At 65.6% G+C, this 15,188-nt stretch carries 5 protein-coding genes; 2 read left to right on the forward strand and 3 right to left on the reverse strand.

Annotated elements, in window-relative coordinates; all coding sequences use genetic code 11:
• Nucleotides 1-106 precede the first annotated feature (106 nt).
• The 3 genes from OKA04_RS19530 to OKA04_RS19540 are packed head-to-tail and all read right to left on the reverse strand — an operon-like array spanning nucleotide 107 to nucleotide 4,151.
• Complete coding sequence (locus tag OKA04_RS19530; RefSeq protein WP_264502893.1) at nucleotides 107-2,287, reverse strand: GumC family protein; 2,181 nt, start codon at nucleotides 2,285-2,287, stop codon at nucleotides 107-109.
• 39 nt (nucleotides 2,288-2,326) lie between these two features.
• Entirely contained in the window at nucleotides 2,327-2,902 is a 576-nt protein-coding gene (locus OKA04_RS19535) for a polysaccharide biosynthesis/export family protein (protein WP_264502894.1), read from the reverse strand.
• A gap of 16 nt (nucleotides 2,903-2,918) precedes the next feature.
• Entirely contained in the window at nucleotides 2,919-4,151 is a 1,233-nt protein-coding gene (locus tag OKA04_RS19540) for an outer membrane beta-barrel protein (RefSeq protein ID WP_264502895.1), read from the reverse strand.
• 285 nt (nucleotides 4,152-4,436) lie between these two features.
• Here OKA04_RS19540 and OKA04_RS19545 point away from each other — a divergent pair, with 285 nt between their 5' ends.
• Nucleotides 4,437-6,254, forward strand: coding sequence for a non-ribosomal peptide synthetase (locus tag OKA04_RS19545; RefSeq protein WP_264502896.1), 1,818 nt, complete (start codon nucleotides 4,437-4,439; stop codon nucleotides 6,252-6,254).
• Entirely contained in the window at nucleotides 6,251-15,187 is an 8,937-nt protein-coding gene (locus OKA04_RS19550; protein ID WP_264502897.1) for a non-ribosomal peptide synthetase/type I polyketide synthase, read from the forward strand. The genes OKA04_RS19545 and OKA04_RS19550 overlap by 4 nt, the downstream gene beginning before the upstream one ends.
• Nucleotide 15,188 lies beyond the last annotated feature (1 nt).

The following is a 15,188-nucleotide window of genomic DNA, read 5'->3' on the forward strand; positions in this document are numbered from 1 at the left end:
GGACGGGGGGATGTGGGTGTGTTTGACCGGGGGAGGTCAATCACGGTCGGGGGGACCGGTGACGGCGGAACTCTAACTAGGGAATTTTCGGACGCAAGCTAGGAAATCAGGAAATCACGGGGGATGAACTTTCAGGAGAAGCCGACCCTTCACCGGTCTTAGCTTCTGCCGCGGGACCAGCGAGGGCCGGGTGGCTGAAGGGGACGACAGGCTCGGGTGCCGAGTGGCCTTTCGACCTGACCGGCAACTCGTTCCAGACGAAACCCATCAAATTGCCACCGGTCGCGCGGATCATCTCAGCGGCCTTGCGGAGGTTCTTCCGCTCGCTGGCGTTCTGGCGCACCACGAGGCAAACGCGGTCGGCGTAACGGGAAATCGCGAGCGCATCGCTCACCGCGAGCACCGGCGGGCTGTCGATGACGACGGCGTCGAACCACCGGTAGGCATCTTCCAGCAGGGCCGGGAAACGCGTGCCGGAGAGTAGCTCGGCGGCATCGTCGCGCATCGGGCCGGAGGACATCAGGTAGAGATTTGGCAGCGCGGTGGGGAAGCAGGCCTTCGCCGGGTCGGACTTGCCGGAGAGGTAGTCGCCGAGCCCGCCGAACTCCGCCTTCACGTGCTCCCGGCTGAGGCCGGGCCGGCGCATGTCGCCATCCAGCAGGAGCGTCCGCTGGCCTTGCATGGCGAGCGACGCGGCGTAATTCATCGCGCAAAGCGAGCGACCCTCGCCCGGCACCGCACTGGCGAAAAGGATGGTGCGCGCATCGGGCTTCGCCTGCGGCGGCAGCAGGATGGCCCGCAGGCGGCGGAATGCCTCGGCGGTGGGCGAGGCGGGATCGGACAGCAGCACCATGTCCCCTTCCCTGCCAGCCTCGAGCGGCGGCAGGCTGGCGAGCAGCGGGGCACCGGTGGCACGCGCGGCACTGGCGGAGTCACGGACGCGGCCGTCGCGGAGCTCCGAGCCCACGAGCAGCGTGAAGCCGCCCATCATTCCAACGAACGCCGCCAGCGGGAAAAGGATCTTCTTCGCGGGCTTCGTCGCCTTCTCGGGCACGAACGGAGGCTCGGCCCACGTGATGGCGGAGGCGGCGACCGCGCTGGTGAGGGCCGTCTCGCGAAGGCGAAGGTCCACGGTGGCGTGCAGCTCGCGCGCCGCATCGGCCTCGCGCTTCAGGGCGTCGAAGTTCGAGCGGACTCCCTCCACGCCGATGGCCACGGTGCGCGCGCCCTCGACCTCGCCCTGCAGCTTGGCCTCGTTTTCCAGAGCGACATGGTAGCTGCGCTCCAGCGCCTTGCCCGCGGAACGCACCGCGCCGATGAGATCTTCCTTGAGGCTGGTGACCTCACGGTCCGCCTCCTTGAAGACGGGGTGCTTGAAGAGATAGCGCTCCTTGATCTTCGCGAATTCCAGTTCCTTTGCCTGAAGCGAGCGGGAGAGGGAAAGCACCTCCTCCGAGCGGGCCGTGGTGGCGATGCCACCGAGCGAGTCCGGGTCCTCGGGGTCGAATTTCTTGAAGGACTCGTACTCCGCCTCCAGGCGCAGCCGCTCCGACTTCGCCTGGGTGAGCTGCGTATTGAGCGCGCCGAGTTGATCGGTCACGGGGCCGGAGCCCTCGCGGCCCTCAAGTCCGGGGACGGGGTGGGTTTCGCGGAATTCCTGCAGGCGGGCATTCGCGGCATCCATCGACTGGCGGAGCTTCTCCTCTTCCTTTGCCAGTCCCTCCACGGCGCGCCGGGCGAGGTCCTCGCGGCGGTCCTTGATCCAGAGATCGTATTCGGACACCAGCGACTCCACGATGCTCTTGGCGCGCTCGGGATCCGTGTCCTCCACGCTGATCACAACCACGCGGGTGCCGCGGTCGAGTTCCACGCGGGTACGGCTGGCGAGCAGCGCAACGACGCCCTGCTCGCTCGTTCCCGGCGGGGCGAAATCCTTCGCCGTGAAGAGGTCGTGGGATTTCGCCACACGCATCAGCAGGGCGGAGGAAGCCATGTTCCGCTCGATGGTGCGGAGCTGTTCGAGATCCTTGGAATCCTCCGGTGACAGGCCGTCGATATTCAGCACCCGCGGGGCGTGGCTGCTCACCTCCACCGAGCCGGTGGAGACGTAGATCTTCGGAGCCTTCTTCACATAGTAGGCCATCGCACCGACGGCGAGCGCCATGCCCAGAATGACGAGCCAGCCCCGGCGCAGCAGGATGCCAAAGAGGCGTCCGGGCTCCACCTTCGGCAGATAAAGGGTCGGCTCGGCGATCGCCAGCTCCGTACTGCGGGGAGCTGCGGGCACGAGGGATTCCGTTTTGCGTGGCGATGGCATCGGCGGACCTTAGAAAAGACTTTCGGGAATGCTCAGCACGTCGCCGTCCTTGAGCGGGACATCGGCCACCTTGCCAGAAGTGATGTCCTTCAGATTGATCGTCTGGACCTTCCCGCCGGAGCGCTTGAGCGTGATCTTCTTGGTATTCGCGATGCGGGTGGAACCACCTGCCATGCCGATGGCTTCCACCACGGTGAGGGAGCGATTGGCCGGCAGCTCGAAGACCCCGGAATTCTGCACCTGGCCGAGCACGGTGATGGTGCGGCGGATACGGCCCTCGATGGTCACGGTCACCTCGGGCTTCACGAGGTAGCCGTCCTTGAGCTTCGCCTCGATCGCCTTCGCGGCGGACTCGGTACTGAGTCCGGCGAGCTTCACCGAGCCGATCAGCGGCATGGTGATGGTGCCGCTGGTGGAAAGCTGGCCGGTGGTGGTCAGGTCGTCCTCGCGGAAGACCCGGATTTCCACGGTATCGCGCTGGCCGATGATGCCGGAGGCGCGGCCACCCTCGGCGGTCTGGCCTGAGCTGAATGCCGCCAGCAAGCCGATGATGGCGCACAGCAGGAGCAGGAATTTCACGTTCATGTCAGGGGGGGATCTGTTAGAATCGGTAGCCCATTTCGATGCCCGCGCCATGGTTTTCGTAGCCAAAGGCGCGGCTGTTGGAGCGGTTCTCCGAGTAGCGGTAGAAGAGGCCCATGCTGAAATCGTCCGTGAAGCGGTACTCCACGGCCGGGCGGATGAAGTGGATCTTGTCCTCGCGACCGGCGATTCCAGCGCCGGAAACGCGGCTGTATTCAGCACTCTCCACGCCACCCTCAAGCTTCGCGCTCCACTTCTCGCCGAGGCGCTGGGTGATGCCGAGCGCCACACCACCCTGGGTGTAATTCTGGCCAGCCAGATAGGCAGATGCGCGCTCGCGGCGGTAGGCATCCAGATAGATCTCGGTGCCTTCCTTGGGAGTCCAGCCGACGCGGGCCTCGACCACCGGCGTGGTGTCCGAGCCGCTGTCAAAAATCCGGTGCTCGGCGCCGACCTCGATATCGACGGCGATCTTCTCGCGGGGCTTCCACTCGATGCGGGCCGTGGTCCGGTGGACATCCTGCGGCCCCGCACCATCCACCTCGAAGCGCCCGAACTTGTAGGCCGCGCTCAAGGTCGTCTTCGGCGAGTAGGCGTAGCGCAGCGCGATGCCGCCGTAGGCATTGCTGGAGTCGGCGAAGCGCGAGTCGTCGTAAGTCGTGGACTCGTAGCCCGCTGCGACTTCCACCGCCACCCGCTCCCGTACCGACCATGTCACACGGGCCTCACTCGCGAATTCCGTGCGATCCGTCAGCGTGCCGGTATCGGCGGTGGCATCCCCCAACGACCGGGCTTCCCCCGAGTAGGCGAGCTTGATCGCCTGGCCACGCCAGCCGACTTCCCAAGACGCGACCTGATCGACGCGATCATTGTCGCTAAAATCCGAATACTTCACCCCCGTGGGCTTGTAGGCCGCGCGGATGTAGCCGCCCTCGCCCTCCTTCGGGTCGCCCTTCCGCCACGCGATGGCGGGCGAGACCTTCACGACGAAGTCCGATTGCGCGTTGGGGCTCAGGAAGATGTTGTCGTCGTAGGCCGCGGAGATCGCGATGCCCATTTCGAGTTCCTCCGAGCGCTCCTTGCCCGCCAGTCCGTCGAGGCGCGGTGCATTCCGGGGGACAATACGGCTGTCCACCTCACCATCCAGCCGGCCGGGGGCCGCGGAGGTGAGTTCCTCGGCCGACGAAGGGGCCAAGACGCCCGCCGCCAGCGCGGCGATCGTCATCGGCACCACTCGGGGGGCTCGTGGCACTCGGTGGGACATGGGGGAAAATCAGCGCGCGAACTTTAAAAAATTCCAACAAAAACGGCAAGAAATTTCAAATTTCCAAACCTTACGCCTTCGCGTAATGCTGAATTTACAACTTCCTGATAGAGATCGGGAGGCGCATGAGTTAAAGAAAACTGTCTTCCAAAGCTCACCCCGAGCGCCACTCACCCCCATCCCCCCGGCCAACACCCAGCCCGATTATTGACCTTGCCTTATTTTTAAAATAGTCGAGCCGTTGTCCACATTCACTGTCGCCCGCCCGCTTGCATGACTGCGCCCCCCCTCATGCCGGAAGCTCTTTCCGTCGATTCGCTGATTTCCCCGTTCCACGCCCACGCTTCCCGTTTTCCTGACAGGATCGCGGTCACCGCCGGAACCCGCTCGCTGACGTATGGCGAGCTTCAGGCACGCGCGAGCCGCCTTGCCGGTCGCCTGCAGGCACTCGGGGCACGCCCCGGGGTATTCGTGGGGATCGGCCTCGACCGGTCCATTGACCTGATGGTCGCCCTGCTGGCCGTGGTGGAATCCGGGGCCGCCTATGTGCCGCTGGATCCCGCCTATCCTGCCGCGCGGCTTTCACACATGATCTCAACTGCCGGGCTGGACCTCGTCCTGAGCCGCGGGGATCTGGCCCCGGTCTTCTCGGCAGCGGGTGCGAAGACGGTCATCGACGTCCAGGCCTACGGAGGGAACGCGCACAGCACTCCCTACGCGACACCGGACGATCCGCTGTATGCGATCTTCACCTCGGGCTCGACCGGGCAACCGAAGGCCGCCTCGGTCTTCCGCAAGGGCTTCGCGAACCTCCTCGGCTGGTATGGCTCGGAACTCACGCTCGGGCCGGACGACTGCACGCTGGTGATCAGCTCGCCGAGCTTCGACCTCACGCAGAAGAATTTCTTCACTCCCCTGCTCACCGGCGGCCGCCTCGTCCTCGACGACTGCGGCACGTACGATATCTCTCGTATTTCCGCGCTGATCCGGGATCACCGCGTGACGCTGGTGAATTGCACTCCCAGCGCCTTTTACCCGCTGGTGGATGCGGCGGCGGCAGACGGTTACGCCGCGCTTTCCTCGCTGCGCTTCGCCGTCCTCGGCGGGGAGCCGATCTCCATCCCGCGGCTGCGCGCCTGGCTGGAGCACCCGGCCTGCCGAGCCGAGGTGGTGAATTCCTACGGCCCCACCGAGTGCACGGACATCTGCGCCTACCATCGCCTGCACCGGGGAAATCTGGATGACTTCCCCTTTGTCCCCCTCGGCCGGGAAATCCCGAATGTCACGGTGACCATCCGCGACGAGGATCTGGCCGTCATTCCCGACGGCGAGCTTGGCGAGCTGTGCATCGCCGGGGCCGGACTCGGCGGTGGCTACCTGAATGACCCGACGCGCACCGCCAGCAGCTTCGCGCTCGCGGGCGGGATCTACCGCACCGGCGACCTTGCCCGACGATTGCCCTGCGGAACTTTGGAATTCCGAGGCCGCGCCGACCATCAGGTAAAGGTGAATGGCTTCCGCATCGAGCTCGGGGAAATCGAGCTCGCCCTCGAACAACACCCCGACGTGCGCGAAGCCGTGGTGATCGCAAAGGACGGCCGCCTGATCGCCCACCTCAAGGGCAGCGCATCCGCCGCCTCGCTGAAGGAGCATCTGGCCACCCTGTTGCCCGGATACATGGTGCCCGGTGAATTCCACCACGCGGAGAGCTTCCCGCTGACGCCAAATGGCAAGGTGGACCGGCTGGCCCTCGCGAATGCCCCGGAGACCCCGAAAGCAGCTTCTTTCCAGGACGGCAGTTTGACAGGCCGCATCCTTGCCCTCTGGTCCGACGTTCTCGGACGTCCCGTCGCCGATCCCGAGGCGAACTTCTTCGACCTCGGCGGCACCTCGATCCATCTGGCGGTGATCCACGTGAAGCTCCGTGAAATGACCGGCCGCGACCTCGCGATCACCGATCTCTTCGCCTGCCCGAGCGCCAGGACGCTCGCCACCTTCCTCTCCCCTCAGGCGGCCACCGCGGCATCCGCCGCCCAGGACCGGGCCCGCCTGCAGCGGGCGGGACTCGCAAATTTCCGTCGCCCCAGATGAACGAAGAACTTCCCCCCCAAGAAGCAATCGCCGTGATCGGCATGGCCGGCCGGTTCCCCGGTGCCGACTCGCCGGATGAATTCTGGGCGAACCTGATCGCAGGCAAGGACTGCATCACTCGCTTCGATTCGCGCGAGGGCAGCGATGGCTCGAAGTACGTCGGCGCGCGCAGCATCCTGGAGCGCCCGGATCTTTTCGACGCGTCGTTCTTCGGCGTCTATCCGAAGGAGGCCGAGCTGATGGACCCGCAGCACCGGGTCTTCCTCGAGTGCGCTTGGGAAGCGATCGAGCACGCCGGATACGATCCCGGCGCGTATCCCGGCATGATCGGCGTCTATGCCGGCCTGAGCCTGAATACCTACCTGCTCCACAACCTCGGCAAGGCCGCGGAGCTCGCGAAGAACTACCAGGTGGCCGAGTACCAGACCATGCTCGGCAACGACAAGGACTTCCTGCCCGTCCGCGTCTCCTACAAGCTGAACCTGCGCGGCCCGAGCATGACCATCCAGACGGCGTGCTCGACGTCGCTGGTGGCGATCTGCCAGGCGGCCACCTCCCTGCTCACCTACCAGTGCGACATGGCGCTCGCCGGCGGGGTCTCGATCAGCTTTCCCCAGCAGCGCGACTATCTCTACACCGAGGAGGGCATGGTTTCCGGCGACGGCACCGTGCGCGCCTTCGACGAAAAGGCGAATGGCACCGTCTTCGGCCACGGCTGCGGCGTGGTGCTGCTGAAACGCCTGAGCGAAGCCATCGCCGACCGCGATCCCATCCTCGCCGTCATCAAGGGATGGGCGGTCAACAACGACGGCTCGGACAAGATCGGCTTCGCCGCCCCCGGTCTGAATGCGCAGGCCGACGTCATCGCCATGGCGCAGGCCACCGCGGGCGTGCATCCGGCGGACGTTTCCTATGTCGAGGCACACGGCACCGGCACCCCGCTCGGCGACCCAATCGAAGTGGCGGCACTCACGAAGGCCTTCCGCGAAGGCGGTGCGGAGGAAAGCGGCTACTGCACGCTCGGCACCGGCAAGACCCACATCGGTCACCTCGACGTGGCAGCCGGCGTCACCGGCCTGATCAAGACGATCCAGCAATTCCGCCACGGCAAGATCCCGGCATTGCTACACTTCACCGCGCCAAACCCGCGGATCGATTTTTCCAACAGCCCGCTGCGCCCGGCATCCGAAACGACGGACTGGCCCCGTGCTGACAAGCCGCGCATCGCGGGCGTGAGCGCCTTCGGCGTCGGCGGCACGAATGCCCACGTCGTGATGGAGGAAGCGCCTCCATCCGCGCCATCCGGCATCGGCCGGAAGCAGCAGTTGCTCGTGCTTTCCGCCAAGACCGCAAGCGCCCTTGATGCGATGGCCGCGAATCTCGCGAAGCATCTGGAAGGGGAAAGCTCGGCTTCGCTGGCTGACACCTCCTTCACCCTCGCCGCGGGTCGGAAGGCCTTCGCCTTCCGCCGCCATGTCGTGGCCGAAGATGCCGCCGGAGCCATCGCTAAACTCCGTGAACCGGCGAAGTCGTCCGCATCTAACAAGTCACCGCGGATGGCATTCCTCTTCCCCGGCCAAGGCTCGCAGTATCCCGGCATGGGACGCGAACTCTACCAGGGCGAGCCTGCCTTCCGCGAAGCGGTCGATGACTGCGCCGCGCTTCTCTACTCGCACCTCGGCGTCGATGTCCGCGCCACGCTTTACCCGGATGGAAGCGACCGCGCCGAGGCAGAGCAGCGCATCCACCAGACCTGGCTGACGCAGCCGTGCATCTTCGTCACGGAGTACGCGCTGGCCAAGCTGTGGGTCTCGTGGGGCATCCAGCCCGGGCTGCTGATCGGCCACAGCATCGGCGAATACGTCGCCGCCGTGCTCGCTGGCACCTTCACTCTTTCGGAAGCGCTCGGCCTGCTCGCCGTGCGCGCGAAGCTGATGCAGGGTCTCCCCTCGGGAGCCATGCTCGCCGTGCGCCAGCGAGCGGATGAACTGAAGCTGCCCGATGGCATCAGCCTCGCGGCGATCAACAGCCCCAAGCTTTGCACCGTCTCCGGCCCGCACGAGGCCATCGCCGCGTATCAGCGCGAGCTGGATGCGCAGAAGATCGCCTGCCGCGCGCTGAATACCTCGCACGCGTTTCATTCGGCGATGATGGAGCCCATTGTCGCACCCTTCACCGCCGAGGCGGCAAAGGTCGCCGCCCGCCCGCCTTCCATCCCGTGGATCTCCACCAGCACCGGCCGCGAGATGGACGCGACCACGCTGGCGGACCCCGGCTACTGGGCGCGCCAACTCCGCCACGAGGTCCGCTTCACCGATGCCCTCGCCACCGCCTGTGCGACGGGCGACCTGATCCTGCTGGAAGTCGGCCCCGGCCAAGCGCTCGGCCCCTTCGCAAGACAGCATCCGGGTCGCGGTGACAGCACGGTCATCTCCACGCTGCCTTCATCTTCGGACGACCTCACCGACCTGCTCAATGCGGCGGGCGAGCTTTGGAAAGCCGGTGCCACGCTGGATTGGCAGGCCTTCTTCGCAGGCCAGGAGCGAGCACGCGTTCACCTTCCGACCTATCCCTTCGAGCGCCAGAGCTACTGGATCGACAATTCGAAGGCTGCCACGATTCCCGATCCTGCGGCATCCCGGGTGGATGCCGGCCTTTCCCTCACTTCACCCATGGTGAGCGAGCCTCCCACGGCAACGCCCATCGCCCCCCCCCACCCTGCCATGTCCCGCATCCCCGACCTTGCAGCAAGGCTGCGAGCCATCGTCCTCGAACTTTCCGGCATCTCCGTGGATGACGATGCCGCGACCTTCACCGAGCTCGGCTTCGACTCCCTCTTCCTCACCCAGGCCAGCCAGGCGATCCAATCGCGCTTCGGCGTGAAGATCACCTTCCGCCAGATGCTCGGTGAGCTTTCTTCGGTGGCGGCGATCGCCTCGCACCTCGATGCGGAGATGCCCGCCGCGGCTGCACCTACGATGCCTGCCGTAGTTGCCCCGCCAGCACTCATCCCGCAACAAACCGCGGGAGGCTCGACCATCGAGCAACTGATGGCGTACCAGATCCAGCTCATGCAGGCGCTGCTGGCAGACCGGCAGAACCCGACACCCACAGCCGCCGCGGCACCCGCCACCACCACCGGGCTTGAGCCGGTCACGTGGCCCGCGAATCACACGCGCAACACGTCCACGAACACACGCTTCGGTCCCTACAAACCCATCGACAAGGGCGAGAATGGCGGCCTGACCGAGATCCAGCAGAAGTCGCTCGACGAGCTGATTTCCCGCTACGTCCGCAAGACGTCCGCGTCAAAGGCCTACACCGCCGAGCATCGTGACCACTACGCCGACCCTCGTGCCGTCTCCGGCTTCAAGTCGCTGTGGAAGGAAATGGTTTACCCCATCGTCTCGTCCCGCTCGAAGGGCGCGAAGATCTGGGACCTCGATGGCAACGAGTATGTCGATATCACCATGGGCTTCGGCACCTACTTCTTCGGCCATTCGCCGGAGTGGTTGACGGAGGCCATCGAGAAACAGCTCCACACCGGCATCGAGATCGGCCCGCAGTCACCCATCGCGGGCAAGCTCGCGAAGGCGATCTGCGAGCTGACGAACATGGATCGCGCCACCTTCTGCAACACCGGCTCGGAAGCCGTGATGGCGGCGATGCGCCTCGCCCGCACTATCACCGGCCGCACCCGCATCGCCTACTTCACCGGCGACTACCACGGCATGTTCGAGGAGGTCCTGGTGCGCGGCGCGTGGGTGGATGGCGTTTACAAGGCCCAGCCGATCGCTCCGGGCATCCCCCAGTCGCTGGTCGAGAACATGCTGGTGCTCGACTACGCGGATCCTTCTTCGCTCGATATCCTCAAGGCGCACGCGCACGAGCTGGCCGCCGTGATGGTGGAGCCGGTGCAGAGCCGCGCCCCGGGTCTCCAGCCGCGCGACTTCATTCACGAGGTGCGCGCCATCACGAAGGCATCCGGCACCGCACTGATCTTCGATGAGGTGGTGACCGGCTTCCGTTGCCATCCCGGCGGCGCGCAAGCGTACTTCGGCGTGGAAGCCGATCTCGCCACGTATGGCAAGGTCATCGGTGGTGGCATGCCCATCGGCGTGCTCGCTGGAAAGCGCGAATACATGGACGCCCTCGACGGTGGTTCATGGAGCTATGGCGACGACAGCTTCCCTGAGGTCGGCGTGACTTTCTTCGCCGGCACCTTCGTCCGGCATCCACTCGCGCTGGCCGCCGCGTGGCGAGTGGTCGAGCACCTGAAGGGCGAAGGCCCGCGCCTCCAGATCGATGTGACCGAGCGCGTCGAGCGCCTGTGCCGCACGCTGAACCAGCATTTCGAAGCCATCGGCGTGCCGATCCGCATTCCGCATTTCAGCGCCTATGCTGTGGTCGATTACGCCGCGGACCTGAAATACGCGAGCCTGCTCTGGTACTTCCTCCGCGAGAAAGGCGTCCACATCTGGGAAGGCCGCCCGCTTTACTTCACCACCGCGCACACCGACGAGGATCTCGACCGCGTGGTGCGCGGCTTCACCGAGGCCGTGGCAGAGATGCAGGCGGCAGGTTTCCTTCCCGCATCCACGAAGAACGTCCCCGCACCGACCTCGTTCCCGCGCCATGACTCCGCGCCGACGACCGAGGCGCAGCGCGAGATCTTCCACTCGCTGATGATGGGTGACGACGCGAACTGCGCCTACAACGAGTCGAACGTGATCCGCTTCGACGGCGATCTCGATGTCCCGGCGCTGCGCACCGCCCTGCTCGACCTCATCGTCCGTCACCCCGCGCTGCGCAGCACCTTCACGCCGGACGGCCAGCAGCAGGTCTTCCACGCCGCGCCGCGGCAGGTGGAGATCCACGAGCACGATCTCTCCGCGCTCACCGCGGATGCGCGTGACCTGCATTGGTCGCAGGTGAAAGAGGACGAAGCCCGCACGCCATTCGATCTCTCCTACAAGCCGCTGTTCCGCCTGCACATCGGCAGGCTCGCCGCGGATCACCACGAGCTGCTCCTCACCATGCATCACATCGTCTGTGATGGCTGGTCCTTTGGCATGATCCTGATGGAACTGGCGCAGTGCTACAATGCCCGCAAGGCAGGCCGCCTGCCGCTGCTGCCTCCGGCGATGTCCTTCGCCGAGTATGCGCGCCACGAGATCGCTACGAAGGACGAGCACGCCGGGGCGGAAGCCTGGTGGGTCGCAAAATACGAGAGTGGCGCGCCCGTGCTGGAGCTGCCCACCGACCGCCCCCGCCCGCAGGTGAAGACCTTCGCCGGAGCGATGGAGGCCATCACGCTCGACGCGGACCGCTACGCGAGACTGAAGAAGGCATCGCCAAAACTCGGCGGCACCTTGTTCGCCACCCTGCTCGCCAGCTTTGCCACCCTGCTCCACCGTCTTACCGGCCAGGAAGATCTGGTCATCGGTGTGCCCGCAGCGGGACAGACGCGCATCGGTCGCGACGAACTCGTCGGCCACTGCCTGAATTTCCTCCCGCTGCGCCTCCAGGCCGATGCTGATCGCCCGTTCCGTGACTTCGCGGCGGACGTGAAGGAACAGGTGCTCGAGGCCTACGATCACCAGGACTGCACCTTTGGCAGCCTGCTGAAAAAGCTCAGCCTGCCGCGCGACACGAGCCGCCTGCCGCTGGTGAACGTGATGTTCAACATCGACAAGTCCGGCAGCGACCAGATCGCCTTCGACGGCCTCGGCTTCGACGTCTGGACCAATCCGAAACGTCACGTCAATTTCGACCTCTTCTTCAACCTCGTCCAAACCGACGAGCGCATGATCGTGGAGTGCGAATACAATCCCGACCTCCACGACGCGGCCACCATCCGCCGCTGGCTGGGATGCTTCGAGCAATTGATCGAAAGCGCCATCAACGACGGCGGGACCGAGTTGCAATCCCTTCCCATTCTCGATGCGGAGGAAAGCCAGCGCGTGCTCGTCGAATGGAATGCGACCGCGCGCGAATACCCGCGCACGACCACACTCTCCAACCTCGTCGCCGAGGTCGCCTCGCGCTACCCGGACAAGATCGCGATCCACTGCGGAGACGACACGCTCACCCATGCCGCGCTTGACCAGCGCGCGACAGCAATCGCCGCGCGACTCCAGACCGCCGGGGTGAAACGCGGCGATCTCGTAGGCATCCATCTGGAACGCTCGCCCGACATGGTGGCGGGGCTGCTCGGCATCCTGAAATGCGGTGCGGCCTATGTCCCAATGGATCCCGCTTTCCCGGCGGAGCGCCTTGCCTTCATGGTGGAGGACGCGCGCATGCCGCTGATCCTTTCGCAGACGACGCTGCACAAGGAGCTGCCCTCTTCGCAGGCGCAGGTCATCCTGGTGGACCAGATCCTCGGTGAAGGCAATGGCTTCACGCCCGTCGAGGGAGATCCCGAAGACCTCGCGTATGTCATCTTCACCTCCGGCTCGACCGGCCGCCCGAAGGGCGTCCGCCTGCCGCACCGTGCGGTGATGAATTTCCTCAACTCGATGCGCCGCGAGCCCGGCCTGACGCCGGATGACGTCTTGCTCGCCGTGACCACGCTGTCTTTTGACATCGCCGGTCTGGAAATCTTCCTGCCGCTCACCACCGGAGCGGAGATCGTGATCGCCACCCGCGACATCACCATCGATGGCAATCGCCTCGCCGACACGATCGCGCGTCACAACGTGACCGTCCTACAGGCGACGCCCGTGACTTGGCGGCTCCTCCTGGAAGCCCGGTGGACCGGCAGACCCGGCTTCAAGGCACTCGTCGGAGGCGAAGCCGTGCCGCGCGATCTGGTCAACCGGCTCGCCCCGCTCTGTGGCGAAATCTGGAACGTCTATGGACCCACCGAGACCACCATCTGGTCCACGACCGCAAAGGTAACCGAAGGCGAGGGCCCGGTGACCATCGGCAGCCCGATCGACAATACCCAGGTCTTCATCGTGAATGCCGCGCTGCAACCGCAGCCCGTCGGCATCGCCGGTGAATTGCTCATCGGCGGCGACGGCCTCGCCCTCGGCTATCATGAACGGCAGGACCTCACCGACGACCGCTTCATTTCCACCCCGCTGCAGTCCGGCAAGCTCTACCGCACCGGCGACCTCGCCCGATGGAACGCGGATGGCACGATCGAGTGCCTCGGTCGCATGGACCACCAGGTGAAGGTCCGCGGCTTCCGCATCGAGCTCGGCGACATCGAGACCCATCTGGAGCAGCATCCGTCCGTCGCCCAGGCCGTGGCCCACGTGCACGACGGCCGCCTCATCGCCTATGTCCGCCCCGAGGATGCAGGCGGCAGTGGCACGGCCATCTGGGAGGACCAGTGGGACCTGCTCTACAAGTCCGCCATCGACCAATCCGGCAGCGGAAAGCTGGACAAGCTCGACTCGGTGATCGCCGGTTGGGCCGGCATCACGGATATCGATGTCCAGGTCGCGGAGTGGATCGAGACGACCGCCGCACGCCTCCGCGGCTATGGACCGAGCCGTGTCTTCGAGATCGGTTGCGGCACCGGGCAGATCCTCTCGCGCTTCGCCGCGGAGTCCGAGTGCTACTGGGCCGCGGACATTTCGAAGGTCGCCATCGACGCGCTCGAGAAGAATCACCCGCTCCCGCAGGTGAAGCTCTTCCACCGGCCTGCGGATGACTTCACGGACATTCCGGACGCCTATTTCGATACGGTCATCATCAATTCCGTCGCGCAGTACTTCCCCGACGCTGCCTATCTCGCCCGCGTGTTGGAAGGTGCCGCGAAGACCTTGAAACCCGGCGGCCGCGTCTTCCTCGGCGACATCCAGAGCAATGCACTGCTCTCTGCCCACCACGCGGAAATCCTCCGCGAACGTGCTCCCGCTGGTACCACCTGTAAGCAACTGCGCGAGAAGCTCGGCCAGCGACTTTCCCGCGAGACCGAGCTGTCGCTCGACCCGGCGTGGTTCGATCACCTTGACGGCTTCTCGCATGTCGAGGTGAAGCTCCGCCGCGGCCAGCTCACGAATGAAACGACGACCTACCACTACGACGTCATCCTGCATGTGGGCGAGAAGCCCGCGACGCAGGTCGTGACCAACTGGCGGCAGTGGGAGCGGCTGAATCTGGAGCAGCTCGAAGCGATGCTCGCCGAGGGCCCGAACGAATTGGCCATCGCGGGCATCCCGGATCTCCGGCTCGCCGGTCCGCTAGGCTTCCTGAGAGCGCTGGAGCATTCGCCGGAAGACGGCCCGCTCCCGGAAGTGCCCGTGCCCTCGAATACGGCGCTGACAGCCGAGGACCTTTTCGCCGCGGCCGCGAACTCCGGCTACCGCGCCCACGTGCGCTGGCGCGGCAATGGTGCCGCCGGGCTCATGGACGTGATCTTCCTGCCCGCTGGCAGCGGGGTCATGCCACTCTGGCCCATCCAGGCGACACCTGCTCCACTGGCGAACGTCCCGCATCACGAGAAGCCAACCCCGGCACTCGGCGCGGATCTCCGCCAGCATCTCGCCACGAAGCTGCCGAATTACATGGTGCCATCGGCCTTCGTGGTGCTCGACGCCTTCCCCCTCACGCCGAATGGCAAGGTGGACCGCAAGGCCCTGCCTGCACCCGGAGAAAGCGAGGAGGCACCCGCACGCGAGATCGTCGCACCGAAGAACGAGACCGAGGAGAAGCTGGTGGAGATCTGGAAGCAGGTCCTCGGCGTGAAGGAAATCGGCACCACCGATGACATCTTCGAGCTGGGTGGCGACTCGATCCTGATCTTCCAGATCAGCACCCGCGCCACCCGCATCGGGCTCCCCGTCGCCCCCGCGCAGGTCTTCCGCCACCGGAATATCCTCGCATTGGCCGCCGAACTCACGACCGTGGCGGAACCCGTGGCTGCCGCCCCGACCATCCAACGCGTGAACCGCGATGCCTATCGCCGCAAACTCTGAC

Source organism: Luteolibacter flavescens (assembly GCF_025950085.1).
GTDB lineage: Bacteria > Verrucomicrobiota > Verrucomicrobiia > Verrucomicrobiales > Akkermansiaceae > Haloferula > Haloferula flavescens.

Excerpts from the sequence above, each read along its gene's own strand:
- OKA04_RS19550 (WP_264502897.1), top strand. The coding sequence starts at position 6,251 with ATGAACGAAGAACTTCCCCCCCAAGAAGCAATCGCCGTGATCGGCATG.
- OKA04_RS19535 (WP_264502894.1), bottom strand. The coding sequence starts at position 2,902 with ATGAACGTGAAATTCCTGCTCCTGCTGTGCGCCATCATCGGCTTGCTG.
- OKA04_RS19545 (WP_264502896.1), top strand. The coding sequence starts at position 4,437 with ATGACTGCGCCCCCCCTCATGCCGGAAGCTCTTTCCGTCGATTCGCTG.